Genomic DNA, 19,117 nt, shown 5'->3' with positions numbered 1-19,117 from the left:
GCTGCCGCCCCGCAGAGTGAGCGTGCTAAACAGGCATCAGAGCAGGTCGTCGATGTTGATGTCGGAATCGCCGGTGCTCTCATCCCAGAAGGTGCCCAGGCCGCCAAACGGGGTACGCTTGCCGGTGGCTTCGGTCCACAGACGATCGGAGATACCCAGCAGCATGAAGCCGGCAATGGCGTCCATCATGGCGTAGTCCGGGTTCAGGTTCTCGTCGTGCTGGGCGAAACCGCGCAGGCCGTTGCGCACTTCATCGTCATCGCCGGTGCTGTAGGCAGAGATCACGTACAGCGTACTGGAGAGACGCACACCGCTGTCATAGCCACGTTGGGCGGCCTGACGCAGTTCGGCCATGGCATCGACATTGTCCGGAGCGAGCATCGGCAGGATGTTCCAGAGCGAGGCACGGATACCGCGCGGTACGCCCCACCACTTCTCGTTGTCCAGACACTGGGCGGCACGCTCCACCTTGGCAGCGATATCGCGCGGAATACCGAGCGACACATCCGAGGCGGCGTCGTTCAGCAGCGACTGGACACCGCTGAGCAGGCCGGTCATGAACACGATTTCGTCGAAGTCCTGGCGCAGGCGCGGGCAGTCATCCAGCGTTTCGATTTCGCCATATTGCTTGACCATGCGACGGTAGGCTTCGTACTGGCGCTTGGCAGAGAGTTGTGCGTAGCGTTTCTGGGCAGCGCGGGCGTCCTGGGCCTCGGTCACGTCGCCTTTGTTCATGGCCCGCAGGTAGCGCAGTTCCTCTTCTGCCGCCTGAGCGTCAGAGCAGGTGGCGGCCATGGTATTCATCAGCACCGAAAGACGGTTCGGCTTGGAGCCCACCGTCTCGAAAGACGTCAGAAACGGGGTGAAACCTTCACCCGTCGCGCAGGCCATCCCCAGATCATCGTAGGTCATCACATAGGCGGTCATTTCACCCCGACCGAAGTTGACAAGGATGTCACCCGTGGTTTTGTACACCATGGTACAGCCCTGCATGACCATCAGTGCGGCAGCCACCCCCAGACCACGTACAGACGACCGGAAAACGCGGGAAGAAGAGCTTTTTCCTGGTTGTAGCGCGCTGGAAGTCGGGCAAGGTTTCGCAAAAGGATTAAGCATCATGCTATACATCTCCTAACTTTTTATTTCTATCGTTTTTGTTGATATCACGCTGATGAACGCTGGCTCACCCGGGCCTTCAGACCTCTGTGTGAACTCGATCAATGCAGGAGGCTAGTGTTTCGGTGAACAAACGGAAACTTAATCTGGGTAAAAGCTGCTTTTCGTTTTTAACCCTGCCCTCACCCCACCTGCAGAGGATGACATTATCCCCATAGAAAACAATCACCTGACTGCTGGCATAGCCATATCACGCAAAGACCACGCGCGGTTTTTTTTATCTGAATACAGCAGCTTGTTTTGATTTAATGCCAAACGCCGAATGGGCAATATCCGATAAATGGCAAAGAGATATTAATTTGACAGCACGCCCTTTGCTGATAATGATTCTCATCTTTTCGTGCCTGGCCCGGAACCCCTAACGCATGACCACAACAATCGGCGCGCATCTGTATATCTGGGATGATCGTTTTCTGTACACGACGGCCGGAATGACATCTGATTCGACCCAGCGGCATACCCTGACACTGCTGCTGGCCATGGACGCTGGCGGCAGTTTTACCCTCGAGGAAGACGATGGGCGCAGCGCCCGCTACAGTGCCGCGCTCATTGGCCACGGCGTGGCACGCCGGCTGGCGACACCGGACAGCGCCCTGCTGTCGCTGAACTTCGATCCGCAAAGCTATGAGTATCACACGCTGAAGGCCTTTCTCGGCCGCGCACCGGTACGGGCCGTGGAGGCACGCCTGGATGATACCCTGCGCACCGAAATGCGCGCCGCCGGCCTCGGCGTGCTGGATGGCGCCACCCTGTTCCGGCTGACCACCCGGCTGGCACACGCCATCACCGGCTACCGGCCGATCCGCCTGAGCATGGACATGCGTGTACTGCACGTGGCGCACAAGATAAAAAAGGAACTGCCGCTGCAAAGCACCGTGGAGGAGCTGGCACGGGAAGTCGGCCTGTCGGCGCACCGCCTCACGCATCTGTTTTCCGACAAGCTCGGGCTGTCGATCAAGAGCTATGTGCTGTGGGCCAAGATGCGCCGCGCGGCGGTGCTGATCGCCCTGGGACGCTCCCTGGCGGATATTGCCCATGAAGTCGGCTTTGCCGATGCCGCCCACCTGACGCGCACCTTCAAAGCGTTCTTCGGGCTGACACCCTCTTTCGTCGCCCAGCACATCAGGGTGCATCTGCACTGAATGGAGAAAATACGGATGACTCCCGAACAGCTTGCTGCCCAGTTGCGCTGCCCCCATGGCGAGGACGCCGACGACGTCGGCCTGTCCATGAACCGCGCCAACGGAGCCCTCACACTGCGCAGTATTGCCTTGCTGGACCCGGCACCCGGCCAGCGCGTGCTGGAAATCGGCCCCGGCAATGCCGCCTTCGCCACGCAGGTGGTGCACCATGCACCGGGGGTGCAGTACACCGGCCTGGACCTGTCTGCCGAGATGGTGGCGGCCGCCACCCGGCTGAACCGCGCCCTGGTGGATGACGGCCGGGCCACATTCGTGCCCGGCAGTGCGGAGCAGCTGCCGTTTGCGGACGCCTGCTTTGAACGCATATTCAGCGTCAACACGCTCTATTTCTGGACACCGGCAGAACCCTGCCTGCATGAGATCCGCCGGGTTATCACTCCGGACGGCGTGCTCTGCCTGGCCTTTGGCCATCGCGACTTCATGGCTGCCCTGCCCTTCGCTGCGCACGGCTTCACGCTGTATGACGAACAGGAGGCCTCGGCACTGCTGGACGCGACCGGCTGGCAGGTAACGGCAATCGATGAGCACCTTGAATCGGTGCGCAGCAACACCGGCGAAGCGATACAGCGACGGATGCTGATCGTCCGCGCCCGGCCCGTTTGACAGGCACTCAGAAAATGACCGGCCGGCCGCCTTACACTCGTAAGCCGAAAGGCGTAAAAAACAGCCGCTGCATTCAAATATCTACGTAATCTTCCTGATAAACTTGCCCGCAATCATAACAAGAAGGGAGAGCACCATGTTTTCACCCGCCATTCTGCGCGCTGGCCTGGCGGCTGGATTCAGTACCGCCCTGGTACTGACCGGCTGCGGCGGCGACAGTAGTTCCCGCAGACATACCCCCGAGCCGGAAACCGGCTACGCGGCCACCCTGGAACGCACCACCTACGGCGTGCCACACATCACTTCGGAGACTTACGGCGGCCTGGGCTACGGCCACGGCTACGCCATCGCCGAGGACAACCTGTGCGTACTCGCCGATGCCTTCGTCACGTTCAGTGGCGAGCGCTCGAAATACTTTGGCCGTACCGGCACGCAGGCGGCCAGTGGCACCTTCGGCGCTCCGGTCAACCTGGAAGCCGATTTCTTCTTCCGTTTCATCGCCAATGACGAAACGGTCGAGAACTTCCTCAGCCAGCAGGATGACGAATTCCACCAGCTGGTGGACGGTTTTGCCGCCGGCTATAACCGCTATGTGCGCGAAATCCAGCAGGGCGACCATGCCAACCGCCATCTGGACTGCCGCAGTGAAGAATGGCTGCGCGAAATTACCGAACAGGACATGTACCGCCGCCTGGTGGTGCTGAACCTGGCCGCCAGTTCTTCCAACTGGGTCGAGGAGATTGCCTCCGCCGCACCGCCATCCCCCGTGATCAGCCCGACGCTGGCCCGCACCGTCTCTATTGAGGACGGCCTCGGCGACATCGATCCGGAGCGGTTTGTGCTGGGTCGCAAGACCGGTATCGGCAGCAACACCTATTCATTCGGCAGCGATGCCACCGGCACCAACAGCGGCATCAACTTTGCCAACCCGCACTGGTATCTGGAAGGCGTGGACCGTTTTTATCAGGTGCACCTGACCAAGCCGGGCGAGATCGATATCGCCGGTGCCGCCATCATGGGCGCGCCGATGGTGCTGATCGGTTTCAACAACAACCTGGCCTGGGCACACACCGTGTCCACCGCGCGCCGCTTTGGCTTCTACCGCCTGCAACTGGCGGCGGATGACCCGACCAGCTACATCTTCGACGGCCAGCGCCGTGCCATGGAAGCGACGGAAATCACCGTGGAAATGGAAGACGGCACCACCGCGACCCGCACCCTGTACCGTTCGCACCTGGGTCCGATGATCAACCTCAGCGGCCTGAGCCCGGCACTGGCCTGGAACAGCGCGCAGGCCGTCACCATTCGTGACGTGAACCTGGAAAACCCGCGTTCCTTCCGCAACTTCCTGGCCTGGAACCATGCCCAGACGCTGCAGGATTTCATCGACGCGAAGAAATCCATTCTCGGCATTCCGTGGGTGAACACGTCCGCCGCCGGTCGTGACGATGGCCGCGCGTTCTACTCCGACATCACGGTGGTGCCGAACCTGCCGGATTCGCTGGTATCGCTGTGCAGCATCACCGAACTGGCGCCGGCCCTGCCGCTGCTCGCCGGCAACACCTCCGCCTGTACCTGGCGCACCGATGCCGACTCCCCGCAACCCGGTGCTTTCGGCGTCAGCAAGCTGCCCAGCCTGGAAAGCCCGGAATACGTGGCGAACATGAACGACAGCTACTGGCTGAGCAACCCGAACACGCCGCTGACCGGCTACGACCGTGTGATCGGCGCGGAAAACAATGCGCAGAGCCTGCGTACCCGCATGGGGCACACGCAGGCCCTGGAACTGGTGGCCAACCCGCCGGTGACCAGCGCACAGGTGCGTGAGGAGGTCATCAGCAGCCGCGTCTACAGCGCCGAGCAACTGAAAGACGACCTGCTCGCCGCCGCCTGCACTGGCAACCCGATTGATGTCGACGGCACCGATGTCGACGTGACCGTAGCCTGTAGCGTGCTTGATGCCTGGGACAACACCGGCAATCTGGATGCCCGTGGCGCACTCATCTGGTCGCAGTTCTGGAACCGCGCGCGCAACCTGTCGAACCTGTACACCACCCCGTTCAACGCCATGGACCCGATCAACACCCCGAATGGCCTGAACACCGCCAACGCGGACGTGATCGAAGCCTTTGGCGCTGCCGTCCAGGCCGTCAATGACTCCGGCCTGCCGCTGGATGCGCAGGTGCGTGATTACCAGACCTATCCGAAACAGGGCGTCACCATTCCGCTGTTCGGTGGTTCGGGCAACGAAGGCTATTTCACCGTGCTGAACAACACCTACATGCACGTGGTGGATTTCCCGGATGGCCAGCCCGTGCGTGCCTATACCTTCGTCGCGCACTCGCAGTCCACCGATCCGAACAGCCCGCACTTTGCGGATTACACCCAGGCGTATTCGGATAAGCAATGGAACGAATTCCCGTTCACCCGTGAAGCGATCGAAGCCTCCCTGATCGCAGAACCACTGCAACTGGAAGAGTAAACTCACCGCACCATCGCACGACCCGGAACAAGGCAGGCTTCGGCCTGCCTTGTTTTTTCGCGCACCCTTCACGCATATCTGTCACCGCACTGTCATGCAGTGCTTTTTTTTCGGTAAAACGCTGCGTCGTTACCAAACTACAATAAATCCCCCCCCTTCACTCACGCGTTCTTCCCTCCTTCACAACGAGTCTCGACAAGGCCATGCACGGAGTTATACCGGCATGCCGCCCAGCGGATTGCCGCCCAGACGATACAAGCTATACAAGGAGAGGTACCCCCAATGCGCCAGCCCCTGTTCATCGCCGTCGCGCTCGCGACATCCCTGTCACTCGTCGCCTGCGGCGGCAGTTCCAGTTCACGACGCGCACCGCCGCCGGATCTCGCGGAGGTGACGCCGGGCCCGATGGTACTGCTGACCGCAGGCGATGCGCTGATCAGCCTTGACCGGGCCGACCCCGGCAACCTCAGCGCCTCCACGGCCATCACCGGCCTGGCCACTGCCGACACGCTGGTGGGCATTGCCTACCGCCCCGCCACCGGAGACCTGTACGGCGTCGGCCTGCTGGGCAATCTGTACGTAATTGACGACAGCACCGGCGCGGTCACCAGTACCGTCACCCTGATCCCGAGCGCTACCTCACCGACCTTTGCCGGCCTGGATGGCGAGGAATTCGGTGTCGATTTCAACCCGGTACCAGACCGCCTGCGTGTGGTGTCCGACAACGGCCAGAACCTGCGCATCAACGTGGATACTGGTGAGGTGATTATCGACGGTGCCGTCAACGGCGCACCGGATGCCGACATCACCGGCTCCGCCTACACCAACAGTTTTGCCGGCACCGCCACCACGCGACTGTTCAGCATCGACAGCGACGGCGAAATGCTCTACCTGCAAAACCCGCCGAACGACGGCACGCAGACCAATCCGGTCACGCTGGGCGTGGATGCTTCCGACCATAACGGTTTCGTGTTGGATGGACGCACCAACGAAGGCTTCGCCGCGTTCACCGTGGACGGCCGCGCCGGGCTCTACTACATCGACGTCAACGCGACAGAGAATGCCGCCACCCTGATTGGCCGGCTGGATGTCAGCGGTGGCATCAAGGGCATTGCCATTCCACCGGCCACGCCGATGGTGTACACCCTCACCGAAGACAACGAACTGGCCAGTTTCAGTCTCACCAGCCCTGGCTCGATCACCACGGTCGCCATCACCGGCTTGTCCACCACGCCCGAGGCCCTGCTCGGCATTGATTTCCGCCCGGCCACCGGCGACCTGTATGCGGTGTCCGCCCTCGGCAAGATCTACACCCTGAACACCGGCACCGGCGCCGCCACAGAAGTGGCCACGCTCGGCCCTGCGCCCGCGCCGGACAACGATTTCGTCATGCTCGACGCGGGCGACTATGTGCTGGATTTCAACCCGGTACCGGATCGCCTGCGGCTGATGAGCGAACTCGGCCAGAACCTGCGCATCAACGTCGACACCGGCGCGGCACTCGTGGACGGCAGCGTCAACCAGGCCGGTGCCACCCCCGTACTGACCGCCGCCGCCTACACCAACAGCTACGCCAACCCGCCGGGCACCCAGCTCTACACCATCGACATCGACGGCCAGCAATACAACCTGCAGAACCCGCCCAATGACGGCACCCAGGTACCGCAGGGCGCACTGCCGATTGTCGCGGCGGGAGACCAGGGCTTTGATATCGCCGGCGGCGACAACGGACTGGTACTGGTCGCACTGTCCGACGACGCAGCAGGCCCGCATGTGCTCTACAAACTCAACCTCACTACCGGCGCATTCACGCTGGTGGGGGCCGATGCCGCGAGTTCCACCATCGGCGGCGCCAGCGGTCCGTCATTGCGCAGCCTCGCCATCGATCTGCAATAACCATCACGGCGGCGGCAAGCGCCGCCGCTTTTTTTGTTGCGCGGCCTGGCGTGCCCGCGTGTAACATCGGGCGCAGACTCACTGCGGCCGGAGATGCCCATTGCTATCACGCCCTGTTACCCGCCTGCTGGCAACGCTTGCCCTGACGTTACCCCTGGGCAGCTACGCCAACCCGCCGCAGAATCCGCTCAGCGTCGGCTGGCGTGACAACGGCCGCCACTGGCAGAGCATCGAAACCGAACAGGTGCGCATCCACTATCTCAGCGGCAACGAAGCCCAGGCCCGGTACGCCGCCGCCATCGCCGCGCAGGCACACCAGCGGCTCACTGACACGCTGCAATGGCAGCCCCGCGACAAACCGGAACTGGTACTGACCGACGACTACGACCTGGCCAACGGCTGGGCCACTGCCCTGCCCTTCGCACAAAGCCGGTTGTACCTGTCGCCCTCCGACGGTTTCGATACGCTGGAGAACAGCGACGACTGGCTCAGCACGCTGATCACGCACGAATACACGCATGTGATTCATCTGGATAAAGGCGACCGCACACCGTTGCGGCTGCGCAGCCTTTTCGGTCGCTTTGCGTTGCTGTTTCCGAACCAGTTCCAGCCCGGCTTCATGATCGAAGGTTTGGCGGTCCATCAGGAATCCGATGCTGCCACCGGCACCGGCCGCGCCTACAGTGCGCTGTATGCTGGTGAAATGCAGGCGCAGGCGGATGCCGGCCTGCGCAGTATCAGCCAGGTCAGTGTCACCAACCGCCGCTGGCCGTCCGGCGACGGATATCTGTACGGCGCGTTTTTCATGCGTTTTCTGTCTGAGCAGTATGGCGAAGACAGCATCCTGCGGCTGATCGACCAGTACAGCGGCAACCTGGTGCCGTTTTCACTGAACAGCACCGCCAGGCAGATTTACGGCAAGGATTTCCGCGCACTGTGGCAGGAATACCAGACCTGGCTGCGCGCGCATTTCCCGGCACAGGCGCAACAGGGCCTGCCCGGCCGTGCGCTGACCACACATGGCCTGAACAGCTTCCCGCCCGTGGCACGTGGCAACGCCCTCTACCGCATCCACAGCGACGGCCACGGCAGGCAATCATTGATGCGCTATCAGCAGGGCGCCGCGCCAGAACGCGTGACCCGGGTGCGCGATGCCGGCCTGTTCGATGTCGATGCCAACGGCCGGGTAATCATGGCCAGCCTGCGTCCCCGTCGGGAAAACCGGCTGTGGAGTGATCTATACCTGTACGACGGTCACTGGCAGCGGCTCACTATTGATGGCCGCTATCGCGAAGCGCGCTGGCTGCCGGACGGTGGTCTGCTCGCACGGCAGCAGCAGGATGGCCTGTTCGCACTGCATCAGCTTGATGCCCGGGGACACCTGCAGCACATTCTCTGGCAGGGCGGCCAGGGAGACGTGCTCGGCCAGTTCGCCCTGGCCCCGGATGGCGCCTCTATCGTGGCCGCCTTCAAGCCTGCCAACCGTAGCTGGCAACTGGCCCGCATCACGCTGGCCGACGGCCAGCTCACTCTGCTCACCGACAACGGCAACCTGCAGGGCGAGCCGAGCTTTGCCGCCGACGGCAGCCTGTTGTTCAGTGCCGACTACGACGGCCGCTTTGACCTGTACCGCAGGGATCAGGCCGGGCACATCACCCGGTTGACCGACGTTTCAACGGGCGCCTTTACCCCCGTGCAAACCGCCGACGGCACGCTCTATTACCAGGGCCTGAGCGCCAGCGGCTATGACTTGTGGGCCGTGCAGGATCCCGGCACCACCACCCTGCCCGCCATCAAGCCGGCCCGCCGCCTGACGCCGCCGCCAGCCGTGGCCACCAGCGCCCCGACCCGCTACCGCCCCACCAGCGCCCGCCCACGCTGGTGGCTGCCGGTGTTCGCCGCCACCGAAGACAGTACCCAGGTCGGTGTTTCCACTGGCGGCAGCGATGCCCTCGGGCAACACAGTTATGGCCTGACCCTGTTTTATGAAACCCGCAGTGAAGAACCGGGCGGGCTGCTCGGGTATCAATACAGCAACCGCTGGCAACTGCTGCTGGAACGGGCATTGTCATTCAGTACCGCGGACGACCAGGTACAGCGCGTACGCGCCTCCGACAGCGCATCCCTGACACGCCTGAACCTGTGGAATGCCTTCGACGACCGCCTCGGCCTGCACGCCAATGTATTTTATGAACAGGATTCCGATCGTTATCGCCGCACCGGCGTGCCGCCGCGCCGGGATATCGGCCGTGGCCTGGCCGGGCTGGCGTTGGTGTTCGACAACACCGAGCAATTCCGCTACAGCATCAGCCCGGCCGCCGGCCGGCAAATTGCGCTGGTGGCGGAAACCAACGAGGCCATCGACAGCGATTACAGCGGCGAGGTCTACACGCTCGACTGGCGCGAGTATGTGCATCTGGGCGCTTCCCATGTGCTGGCGTTGCGCGCAGCGGGTGCCTGGGGTACCGAGCGCCCGAAACCCATCGTGCTCAGCGACCAGCCGGTAGACCCGAACGCCTGGTTCGGTCGCGACCGCTACCTGCTGCGCGGTTATCCCGACGATGAAATCTTCGGCCGGCGTATCGCGGTGGGCAGCGCCGAGTGGCGCTTCCCGCTGGCACGCATCCAGCGCAACTGGCACACCTATCCGCTCGGCCTGCGCGACCTGCACGGTGCCCTGTTTGCCGATACCGGCGCGGCCTGGAATGAGGTGGATTACGGGCTGAACGGCAAACAGCTCACCGGCGTTGGCGCTGAACTGACCACCGAACTGGTGCTCGGTTATCAACTGGTGCTGCCGGTGCGCGTCGGCGTGGCGCGCGGCCTGGACGAAGAACTTGGCGAAACGCGCGCCTATGTGAGTATCGGTGCAAGTTTTTAGCCGACCGTCATCGACAGGATGCGGCTGACATGCGCCTGCGGCAGGCCGGATTCCGCCTGCCAGGTATTGATCGCTGCCTGCGCCGCACGGCGATCACGCTGGCTGGCAAGCGCCCGCTCGATCACGCCATTGGCGATCAGCGCCGCGCGCACATCATCGGTGGGGTACCAGGTGTCGCGGCCCGCCATGCGCAGAAACGCCGGCGCCGAATTGCCGCCCAGTTGCTTGCCCTTGCGACCAAGCACCAGCCACAGGCCGACGATATCCTGATCCGGCCACTCGGACAGGAAACGGCCGAACCCGCCATGTTCCTGGCTGACCTCACGCACCATCTGCGCGTTGAAACGAATCGCCTGCATCTTGCCGGCATGCCGGATCAGGCGTGTATCCTGCAGGCGTTCATCCAGCATGTGATCGGACATCAGCACCAGCTTCTCCGGCTCGAAACCGAAGAACGCGTCCTCGAACGCCGGCCATTTGTTGTCCACCATGTCGTGGCTGAGGCCGGCACGGAAGATGCGCCGCATCATGGTGGACAAATACCAGGCATCACTGCGCCTGCGCAGCGTGGCGGCAGACACGACCTCCGGCAGCCTGGCCCGCACTGCCGCCTCGCCACCATGGCGACGGCAGGCCAGCGCGAAGATATCCTCGAACGCTTTCATTCCTTCTCCTCAAGGTCCAGCGAGGCGGAGTTGATGCAATAGCGCAGGCCGGTGGGCTGCGGGCCGTCGGGGAACACATGGCCAAGGTGGGCATCGCACACCGCGCACAGCACTTCGGTGCGGGTCATGCCCAGGCTCTGGTCGGTCACTTCAGCAATCACCTCGTCCTCGACCGGCTGATAGAAACTCGGCCAGCCGCTGCCGGAATCATACTTGGTTGCCGCATCGAACAGCGGCGTGCCACAGCAGACGCAGTGGTAGACACCGGGGGTCTTGCTGTCATGGTACTTGCCGGTGAAGGCCCGTTCGGTACCATGCTGCCGGGTGATGCGGAAGGTCTCCGGGTCCAGTTCCCGGCGCCACTCGTCCTCGCTCTTGCGGATCTTGTCCATACTGCTCTCCCGAAGTGAGTCGTGTCTGTCTGGTGTGATCGGCAACGCGCCTGAGGGTTCATATACAGCCAGCGAAATCGCGTTGTAGAATGCGGGCTCCTTTTTCCTGACCAAGCCCAGATCATGAGTGCGGATAAACCGGCCATTCTCAAGTCCGAAAAACTGAAAGGCGTATGTTACGACATCCGTGGCCCGGTGCTGCGTGAAGCCAACCGCATGGAGGAGGATGGCCAGCGCATCATCAAGCTGAACATCGGCAACCCGGCGCCGTTCGGCCTGATCGCCCCGGACGAGATCCTGCAGGACGTGATCCATAACCTGCCGGACTCCACCGGCTACTGCCATTCCAAGGGGCTGTTCCCGGCACGCAAGGCGGTGATGCACTACTGCCAGGAAAAGGGCATCGAAGGCGTCACCATCGACGATATCATCCTCGGCAACGGCGTCTCCGAGCTGATCGTCATGTCGATGCAGGCGCTGGTCAACAACGGCGACGAAATCCTCATTCCTGCCCCGGACTACCCGCTGTGGACCGCCGCCGTGCGGCTGGCCGGCGGCAATCCGGTGCATTATCTGTGCGACGAACAACAGGACTGGCAGCCGGCGCTGGACGATATTCGCGCCAAGATCACCCCGCGCACCCGCGCGCTGGTGATCATCAACCCGAACAATCCCACCGGCGCCAACTACAGCCGCGCCTTCCTGCAGGAAATGCTGGAGATCGCCCGGCAGCACAACCTGATCGTGTTCGCCGACGAAATCTACGACAAGATCCTCTACGACGAAGAGCAGCATGTGTCCATCGCCTCCATGGCCGAGGACCTGCTGTTCGTCACCTTCAACGGCCTGTCGAAAGCGTACCGCGCTGCCGGCTTCCGGTCCGGCTGGATGATCATCTCCGGCGCCAAGCACCTGGCGAAGGACTTCATTGAGGGCCTGGAAATGCTGGCCTCCATGCGCCTGTGCGCCAACGTGCCGGCCCAGCATGCGATCCAGACCGCCCTCGGCGGCTACCAGAGCATCGACGATCTGGTCCTGCCCAGCGGCCGCCTCGGCAAGCAGCGTGACCTGGCCTGGCAATTGCTGAACGAGATTCCCGGTGTGTCCTGCGTCAAACCGAAATCCGCGCTGTACCTGTTCCCTCGCCTGGACCCGGACGTCTACCGCATTGACGACGACGAAGCCTTCGCGCTGGACCTGCTGCGCCAGGAACGTGTGCTGATCGTCCAGGGCACGGCCTTCAACTGGCCGAAACCGGATCACTTCCGCATCGTGTTCCTGCCGCAACTGGACGACATCCAGGAAGCCATCAGCCGCATCGGGCGCTATCTGGCGCGCATGCGCAAGTAGCAACGGCAATCAGCAACCGGGAATCACGGGGCACGGTATGGCCGACATCCACATCGACGACTTCTGCCGCGATGCGGCGCTGATCCTGCTGCACCTGTACAACGCCTTCCCGCGCCCGCAGGCCATCTATGTGGAAGACATCTCCGGCCCGGACGAGCCGGACGAAGTCGGCCTGCACTCCAAACGCTACATGGCCTGCCTCGGCACCCTGCTGTGGCTGGCCAGCGAAGGCTACCTGCGCTACGACAGCCTGATCTACCAGGACGGCATTGATCAGGCCGTGCTCACCAACAAGGCATTCGTGCTGCTCAGCGCCGCCAGCGACCTGCGCCTGGCAGAACCACCCGCCAACTTGCCTGGTACCCTGATGGCGGAAAAAGGCGCCCTGGTGGAGCAGATTCGCGCCGCCCTGCGCGGCGGTCATTCCGCCGATATCAGTGCTGTAATGCGCTACTTCCTGGCGAACCGTCCGGAGGCAGTGACCTCACCGGCCACCCTGCCCCACTATCAGCGCCAACCACGGGACGACTGACATCAGGCCGCCTTGTCGCCGCTGCTTTTCTTCTCGTCCTTTTTTTCCGGCTTACCCTCCGGGACCACATCTTCCTCCGCAGGAACCGTATCCGGCGGTGGGTACAACAAGCCCGCCGGTCGCTCGCGCAGCACCTGGAAATACGCCTTCAGCAGTTTGCTGATGCTGGCGATGCGAGTACCCCGTGCACGCAGCGCCACGTTCAACGCCAGGGCAAAACTCACTACCAGGTTGACGCCCCCGATCAGCAGCGCAAACAGTACAAAACAGACAAACGCCTGCGCCGAGGGAATATCCACTGACATCGCGTAACCCACATCGGCAGACGAAAACGCCACATGGCGAATATCAATCGGCAGGCCCAGTTGATGGCCGATATAGCCGGTGGACCCCAGCAGCACACCGAAGGTGAAGTTGCTCATCAGGGCACCGTAGTTCTCGCTCGCGTAACGCGCCAGCCAGTCGCGGGCGCCGGCCGGCAACACGGCACGCAGCACCGGATGGCCGCGCAAGCGCGCCTCCATGTCCAGGTACGCGGAACGGTTGTCGAACCAGCCGGCGATCAGACCGGACACGAACAGCCACAACCCGGCAATCGCCGCATAGAACAGCGCCGGGCTTTGCCAGGGATGAATCCCGGAAAGAATGTAATCGTACCGCTCACTGCCGATCAGTGGCGCACCGCCCTGCCACTGGCTGTAGCCCCAGCCGATCAGAAACGCCACCGACAACGCCACCGCCACATTGCCAAGAATGGCGACAAACTGTGTGCGGCCCACCCGCACCAGCAGTTCGGCCAGCTTGCGCGCATTGGCCCGGCCGTGCTCACCCTGTTCCACTTTTTCGGCGATGCTCGCCGCCGTCATCGCCGGCTGCTTGGTGGCCACCGTGCAGTACAGCATGTGGATCAGCACGAACCCCAACCCATAGTTCAGGCTCACCAGCACCGTCTGCGGAAAGTCCGCCAGCCCGAGCCCCAGAATCTGTATCTTGATCAGCGCCATGAACGCAATGATGAAACCGCCGCCCGCCCCGGACGCCAGCATGCGGAAGTACTCCCGGCGGCTGCCGGCGATGTAGTGCTCGCCATGGTCACTGGAGTTTTCCGTGACACTGCGCGCCAGCAGGCGGGTGTTCTGTTGCCAGAGGGCACCGACACTGTGCCGCGCCGCCATCGCCTGCACCAGTTGCCGGAACAGCTCCACACCCCGGCGCCGGCGCTTTTCCGGGTCATCCGGATCGACCACGTCCAGCAGCAGTTCGATGCGCGCCAGCGTCTGGCTCAGACGTTCCAGCAGATGCGTCAGCGCCACGCTGGTGCCGCAGTTCACCGTGCGCCGGCGCAGGCGGGCGATTTCTTCTTCGCACTGTTCCAGCAGCACGCGGGCGTGGGCATCGTCCAGGCGGGCCGTCTCGGGATCACTCAGCCATTTCGGATACGCCTGGGTATACAGCGCCAGCTCGCGCTGCAAGGCCACAAACGCCGAATCCCGTTTCAGGATGCGCGGGTCCAGGCGCAGGATCGCCGGCTCCAGCTCTTCTGCCGCAATCCAGATCGACAACAGCTCGATGGCATACAGCACTTCGTGGCACAGCCGTTCCTGCGTGCTCGCCAGCGCTTCTGGTGAAAACTGCCACAAGGTGAACAGCAGGCTGACCCAGGCGTCATCCGGCACCTGGGCCACCCATTCAATATCGGATTTGCGACGAAAGACGATGAAGAAAACGTCCTTCACGCTGGTCATGTTGACCGGCGACGGATTCAGGCGCTCATACAGGCGCTCGCCCATTTCCTTGAGAAAGCCGCGACGGGAATACAGCCCCAGCCCGGTCAGCAACTGGAAGAAGCGCGCTTCATCAAGCCAGCCCTGCAGGCGTTCGGCGAGTTGCTGGTGGAGGTCGGGTCTGGCCTGTAAGATAGCGGCCAGCCCTGTCATGCGGTCAGCCACCGCGTCGGTGGCCTCGTGCCGGCCCGGCCGCAGCCAGTCGACGATCAGCACCATGGACTTCACGGCACTGGTTTCCGGATTGGCCAGTTCGGCCAGCATTTTGTCCAGGGACACGCAGGGCTTCCTTTTCGCAGTAGTCCGGCACGGCGGCGGCGCCCGCCGCCAGCGAGGATCATACGGTATCCGGGCGGTTGCGTCGTGCCGGCACCGGTCACCGCTGGCAACAAAAAAAAGCCGCATCCGCTTGAATTCGGGGCACAAGACCACAAAATCACTGTCAGAATTCCCCGGCGCGGGTGGCGACCCCATCCGCCCTGCCCCGTGACTATCTTGGAGAGTCTCAGCACATGATGCGCATAGCCCTGTTCCTGCTCACCAACATCGCCGTGCTGGCGGTGGCCAGCGTCGTTCTCAGCCTGCTTGGCGTGAATTCGATTCTGGCGCAGAACGGCGTCGACCTGGATCTGCAGGCCCTGCTGATCTTCAGTGCCGTGTTCGGCTTCGCCGGCTCGCTGATTTCCCTGTTCATGTCCAAGTGGATGGCGAAACGTGCGGCCCGCGTCCAGGTCATCGACCAGCCCCGCACCCAGGCCGAACAGTGGCTGGTGACCACCGTACGCGAGCTGTCCACCAAGGCCGGCATCGGCATGCCGGAGGTGGGTATCTTCCCGGCCCAGCAATCCAACGCCTTTGCCACGGGCTGGAACCGCAATGCCTCACTGGTCGCGGTGTCCGAAGGCATGCTGCAGCGTTTCAGCCGCGACGAAATCCGTGCCGTGCTGGCGCACGAGATCGGCCACGTCGCCAATGGCGACATGGTCACCCTGACACTGGTCCAGGGCGTGGTGAACACCTTCGTGATCTTCTTCTCGCGGGTGATCGGCCATGTGGTCGACCGGGTGGTGTTCAAGACCGAGCGCGGCTACGGGCCGGGCTACTACATCGTGTCCATCGTCGCGCAGATCCTGCTCGGCTTCCTGGCCACCGCCATCGTCATGTGGTTCTCGCGCTTCCGCGAATACCGGGCCGACGCGGCCGGCGCGCAACTGGCCAATCGCCAGAGCATGATCTCCGCGCTGGAACACCTGAAAGCGGAGAGCGGCGTGCCGGACCAGATGCCGGAATCACTGACCGCGTTCGGCATCAACATGGGCCTGCGCCAGGGGCTGAAATCCCTGTTCCATTCGCACCCGCCGCTGGACGACCGTATCGCCGCGCTGCGCGAGCAGCGGCACGGTTGATGCATATGAAAAGGGGAAAGGGCGCCGCTGGCGCCCTTTTCATTCTCCGCTCAGGGCTCGGCCCCGACCGGGTACAACACCTGATCCTCATAACCGCTGACCACGGGCATCCAGCCGGCCAGTGCCCGATCCAGCGCAGCATCGCCGGTATCCACCTGTAACGGCCGCCCCCGCAACGACGCCAGCTTGAGTCGCGTGGCAAGAACATGGAAATGGTCACGTCCGAGCCGGCGGATCACCGCCGGGCTGAACTGCTGGTTGCCGCGCCCGAACAGATGCCCCTGGCCGCCGATCACGGTGATCACCGCACGTGCCGGCGCATCGCCAATCAACGCCAGAATCTCCGTCGCCGTCACATCCGCCGCCACTCGCTCGCCGTTTCTGACCACATCCACGCCCAGCAGCGTATTCGGCAGGCCAAGTTGTGTCATCACCTCGGCCACCGTGGAGCCGGAGCCCATCAGATACCAGGTATCCGGTTCAAGCTGCCCGGCCATCCAGGCCGCCAGTTCCGTGACCTGCATATCCTCGGTTTCACGCCCGCCGCATTTCACCTGCTGCAGCAGACGGCTGTTGTCCGGCACCCGCAGTGTGCCGTAGTAACGTGCCCTGACGATGCCATCGCGGAACGCCTGCTCATCAATATCCCGCACTTCGCCGTCGGTCAGCCCCACCAGCTCGCCGCGCACCAGCGCTCCGAGCAGGCTGCCGGCCGCCTCCGGGTTCACGGCATAGACGCCGGAGTGCATCTTGCAGCCGGCCGGGATCCCCAGCACCGGCAGCCCGGTGCCAAGCGTGTCGTACACATCGCGGGCCGTGCCGTCCCCGCCGGCGAACAGCAGCACGTCGATGCCCTCCGCCGCCAGTGTCCGGACCGCCTCCCGGGTGTCCGGCGGGGTGCTCGGTGAGGACGGCTGGCCCAGCACCTGCGCCGGCACCCCTGCCTCCGCCGCCCAGCGCTCGCCCATCTCGCCACCCCAGGTCAGCAGCCGTACCGGCACGCCACTGTCGCGCAGTGCCGCCAGCGCCCGCACCGCACGCGGCCCGGCCTGTGGCACGGCACCCCGGGACAGCGCCTCGGCCACGGTGTCCGCGCCATCACTGCCCTTGAGTGCCACAGCGCCGCCCAGACCTGCGAGCGGGTTGACCAGCAGCCCGATGCACAGTGGCCGGGGTACCTGTTCTGACATCACCCTGCCTCCTCGGCCGCTACCGGCAAAGCCGCTGTTTTTTGCATAAGAGAGCTACGAAATGCAGTGTTTTTTTCATGAAAGAGTCATATCCGGAAACAATACTTACCTTGGCTGGCAGGCAGCGGACGCGGTAGCGTAGAGGCTGTATCGGTCGCTGACCTGGCCGATCATTTTGACACGCAACCATCAAGGCAGGTGAACCATGAACCGGAAAACCGACACCCAGGCCACACCAGATTGGGAAAAGGATTTCAATGGTGCCGCCCTGATCGATGCACAGGGACGCGAAATCCCGATCACGGAAGATATGGTACAGCAGGCTTGTGCGCATCTGGAGCGCGCCTGGCACTACCCGGCTACTGCGACACAACAACGCCAAGCCGGCTGAGCACGGTCTGCCACACCGGTGCCACCGCGCCGGTGACCCGCAGACCCGCTGTTTCATGACGTACCCGGTACGTCTTTCTTAACTGATCGAAATTCGTGCCCCGCGTGACATCCGTCAGCGGCACCCACGTTTCCCGAGACCCACCCTCCGGCGGCAGGCCCATGGCCTCGCGCAGTAGCCGGTGGTCCTCTTCCGGCCGGTAGGCCGTGCGCAACAGCGCCAGCAGGTCCGCCATGGATGCCACCGGCGCTTCCCACGTCCGGACGGGCGCCTGTTGCGGCATCGCACGTGAGGCATCCACACCCAGCCACTGGCCGAGCGCCCGGTACAACATCCAGGTCCCCCGCACCTTGCCCTCGACACTGTAGCCGGCGATATGCGGCGAACCACGCCACACCGCAGCCAGCAGCGCCGGCGGCACCTGCGGCTCCTGCTCCCACACATCCAGCACCGTCACCGGCCCCTGCCCGGCTTCAAGCCGCGCCAGCAGGGCCCGGTTATCGATCACTGGCCCCCGGCAGGTGTTGATCAGCAATTGCGCGGGGGTCAGCGCTGCCAGCCGGGCGGCATCCAGCAGATGGTGTGTCGGGTGCGGGCCGGCGGTGGTCAATGGCACATGCAGGCTGATCACATCGCAGGCCAGCACCTGTTCAAGTGTCCCGAGCGGCACCGCCGTCTGCGCGCCGGCCTCCACCTGCGGCGGGTCGCTGGCCACCACCGTACAGCCCACTGCCTCCAGCAGGCCGGCCACACTGCGCCCCACATTGCCCAGCCCGACGAGGCCGACGCGCAAACGCTGCAGTGCGCGGCCATTGTCCAGCGCCCAGGCCAGTACCGCCTGCAACACATATTCCGCCACCGCCATCGCATTGCAGCCCGGCGCGTGGGCAAAGCGGATGCCGGCCCGCGCCAGATAATCCAGGTCCACATGATCGGTGCCAATCGTGGCCGAGCCGACAAACCGCACCGACGTGCCGGCCAGCAGCGCTTCGTCCACCCGCGTCACCGAGCGCACCAGCAGCACCTGTGCCCCGGTCAGTGCAGCACGCGGCAGCGGCCGGCCGGGCACGGTGCGCACCTCGCCCAACCCGCTGAACAGTTCCAGCGCAGGCATGTTTTCATCAGCAATGATGGTCGGCACGTTCGTCACAATATTCCTCCGGCGGC

General features: G+C 63.5%; 15 protein-coding genes. 9 read left to right on the top strand and 6 right to left on the bottom strand.

Translation table 11 applies throughout. From position 1 onward, the window contains the following. Positions 1-36 precede the first annotated feature (36 nt). Positions 37-978: a hypothetical protein gene (locus tag S7S_RS07585; protein ID WP_144401616.1), complete on the bottom strand. Its 942-nt coding sequence runs from the start codon at positions 976-978 to the stop codon at positions 37-39. Positions 979-1,541: 563 nt separating this feature from the next. Here S7S_RS07585 and S7S_RS07580 point away from each other — a divergent pair. The 5 genes from S7S_RS07580 (at position 1,542) to S7S_RS07560 (ending at position 10,240) form a co-directional block, all read left to right on the top strand. Beyond that, a complete protein-coding gene (locus S7S_RS07580) occupies positions 1,542-2,318 on the top strand; it encodes a helix-turn-helix transcriptional regulator (RefSeq protein WP_008735666.1) in 777 nt (258 codons plus the stop codon). Between the two features lie 15 nt (positions 2,319-2,333). Next, the gene (locus tag S7S_RS07575) at positions 2,334-2,981 is read left to right on the top strand and encodes a class I SAM-dependent methyltransferase (protein WP_008735663.1); all 648 of its coding nucleotides are present in this window, start codon (positions 2,334-2,336) and stop codon (positions 2,979-2,981) included. Between the two features lie 136 nt (positions 2,982-3,117). Next, complete coding sequence (locus tag S7S_RS07570) at positions 3,118-5,463, top strand: penicillin acylase family protein (protein WP_008735660.1); 2,346 nt, start codon at positions 3,118-3,120, stop codon at positions 5,461-5,463. A gap of 282 nt (positions 5,464-5,745) precedes the next feature. Beyond that, positions 5,746-7,359: a DUF4394 domain-containing protein gene (locus S7S_RS07565; protein WP_008735658.1), complete on the top strand. Its 1,614-nt coding sequence runs from the start codon at positions 5,746-5,748 to the stop codon at positions 7,357-7,359. Between the two features lie 100 nt (positions 7,360-7,459). Beyond that, on the top strand, positions 7,460-10,240 hold the full coding sequence (locus S7S_RS07560) for a hypothetical protein (protein WP_008735656.1): 2,781 nt from the start codon (positions 7,460-7,462) through the stop codon (positions 10,238-10,240). Here S7S_RS07560 and S7S_RS07555 read toward each other — a convergent pair. Then, positions 10,237-10,905, bottom strand: a complete 669-nt coding sequence (locus tag S7S_RS07555) for a DNA-3-methyladenine glycosylase I (RefSeq protein ID WP_008735655.1) — start codon at positions 10,903-10,905, stop codon at positions 10,237-10,239. The two genes, S7S_RS07560 and S7S_RS07555, sit on opposite strands and share 4 nt — an antisense overlap. Next, positions 10,902-11,297: a peptide-methionine (R)-S-oxide reductase MsrB gene (gene msrB / locus S7S_RS07550; protein WP_008735653.1), complete on the bottom strand. Its 396-nt coding sequence runs from the start codon at positions 11,295-11,297 to the stop codon at positions 10,902-10,904. The genes S7S_RS07555 and msrB overlap by 4 nt, the downstream gene beginning before the upstream one ends. A gap of 123 nt (positions 11,298-11,420) precedes the next feature. Here msrB and S7S_RS07545 point away from each other — a divergent pair, with 123 nt between their 5' ends. After that, on the top strand, positions 11,421-12,647 hold the full coding sequence (locus tag S7S_RS07545; RefSeq protein WP_008735651.1) for a pyridoxal phosphate-dependent aminotransferase: 1,227 nt from the start codon (positions 11,421-11,423) through the stop codon (positions 12,645-12,647). A 37-nt stretch (positions 12,648-12,684) separates the two neighbouring features. Further along, positions 12,685-13,179: a hypothetical protein gene (locus S7S_RS07540; RefSeq protein ID WP_008735649.1), complete on the top strand. Its 495-nt coding sequence runs from the start codon at positions 12,685-12,687 to the stop codon at positions 13,177-13,179. 2 nt (positions 13,180-13,181) lie between these two features. Here the strand turns inward: S7S_RS07540 and S7S_RS07535 are convergent, their stop codons facing one another. Continuing rightward, entirely contained in the window at positions 13,182-15,242 is a 2,061-nt protein-coding gene (locus S7S_RS07535) for a site-specific recombinase (RefSeq protein WP_008735647.1), read from the bottom strand. A gap of 233 nt (positions 15,243-15,475) precedes the next feature. Here S7S_RS07535 and htpX point away from each other — a divergent pair, with 233 nt between their 5' ends. Then, positions 15,476-16,369 (top strand): protease HtpX, encoded by an 894-nt coding sequence (gene htpX / locus S7S_RS07530; RefSeq protein WP_008735644.1) that lies wholly within the window; start codon positions 15,476-15,478, stop codon positions 16,367-16,369. A 50-nt stretch (positions 16,370-16,419) separates the two neighbouring features. On the opposite strand, the gene S7S_RS07525 is transcribed toward htpX, so the two are convergent. Beyond that, positions 16,420-17,559 (bottom strand): ATP-NAD kinase family protein, encoded by a 1,140-nt coding sequence (locus S7S_RS07525; protein ID WP_008735642.1) that lies wholly within the window; start codon positions 17,557-17,559, stop codon positions 16,420-16,422. A 205-nt stretch (positions 17,560-17,764) separates the two neighbouring features. Between S7S_RS07525 and S7S_RS07520 the strand changes: the two genes are divergently transcribed. Beyond that, the gene (locus tag S7S_RS07520; RefSeq protein WP_008735641.1) at positions 17,765-17,950 is read left to right on the top strand and encodes a PA1571 family protein; all 186 of its coding nucleotides are present in this window, start codon (positions 17,765-17,767) and stop codon (positions 17,948-17,950) included. On the opposite strand, the gene S7S_RS07515 is transcribed toward S7S_RS07520, so the two are convergent. Further along, positions 17,919-19,100 carry a 4-phosphoerythronate dehydrogenase gene (locus S7S_RS07515; protein WP_008735638.1) on the bottom strand — a complete coding sequence of 394 codons (1,182 nt, stop codon included), beginning with the start codon at positions 19,098-19,100 and terminating at the stop codon, positions 17,919-17,921. The genes S7S_RS07520 and S7S_RS07515 overlap by 32 nt on opposite strands. Positions 19,101-19,117 lie beyond the last annotated feature (17 nt).

The sequence above is a fragment of the Isoalcanivorax pacificus W11-5 genome, from assembly GCF_000299335.2.
In the GTDB taxonomy this organism is placed as follows: Bacteria; Pseudomonadota; Gammaproteobacteria; order Pseudomonadales; family Alcanivoracaceae; genus Isoalcanivorax; species Isoalcanivorax pacificus.
Note: the sequence above shows the minus strand (reverse complement) of the source record. Positions and strands in the feature narration are given on the sequence as shown.

What these genes read in the sequence shown, in the direction of transcription:
- S7S_RS07585 (WP_144401616.1), bottom strand. Translation starts at nt 978, where the DNA reads ATGGTGTACAAAACCACGGGTGACATCCTTGTCAACTTCGGTCGGGGT.
- msrB (WP_008735653.1), bottom strand. Translation starts at nt 11,297, where the DNA reads ATGGACAAGATCCGCAAGAGCGAGGACGAGTGGCGCCGGGAACTGGAC.
- S7S_RS07555 (WP_008735655.1), bottom strand. Translation starts at nt 10,905, where the DNA reads ATGAAAGCGTTCGAGGATATCTTCGCGCTGGCCTGCCGTCGCCATGGT.
- htpX (WP_008735644.1), top strand. Translation starts at nt 15,476, where the DNA reads ATGATGCGCATAGCCCTGTTCCTGCTCACCAACATCGCCGTGCTGGCG.
- S7S_RS07570 (WP_008735660.1), top strand. Translation starts at nt 3,118, where the DNA reads ATGTTTTCACCCGCCATTCTGCGCGCTGGCCTGGCGGCTGGATTCAGT.
- S7S_RS07580 (WP_008735666.1), top strand. Translation starts at nt 1,542, where the DNA reads ATGACCACAACAATCGGCGCGCATCTGTATATCTGGGATGATCGTTTT.
- S7S_RS07540 (WP_008735649.1), top strand. Translation starts at nt 12,685, where the DNA reads ATGGCCGACATCCACATCGACGACTTCTGCCGCGATGCGGCGCTGATC.
- S7S_RS07520 (WP_008735641.1), top strand. Translation starts at nt 17,765, where the DNA reads ATGAACCGGAAAACCGACACCCAGGCCACACCAGATTGGGAAAAGGAT.
- S7S_RS07545 (WP_008735651.1), top strand. Translation starts at nt 11,421, where the DNA reads ATGAGTGCGGATAAACCGGCCATTCTCAAGTCCGAAAAACTGAAAGGC.
- S7S_RS07525 (WP_008735642.1), bottom strand. Translation starts at nt 17,559, where the DNA reads ATGTCAGAACAGGTACCCCGGCCACTGTGCATCGGGCTGCTGGTCAAC.
- S7S_RS07565 (WP_008735658.1), top strand. Translation starts at nt 5,746, where the DNA reads ATGCGCCAGCCCCTGTTCATCGCCGTCGCGCTCGCGACATCCCTGTCA.
- S7S_RS07575 (WP_008735663.1), top strand. Translation starts at nt 2,334, where the DNA reads ATGACTCCCGAACAGCTTGCTGCCCAGTTGCGCTGCCCCCATGGCGAG.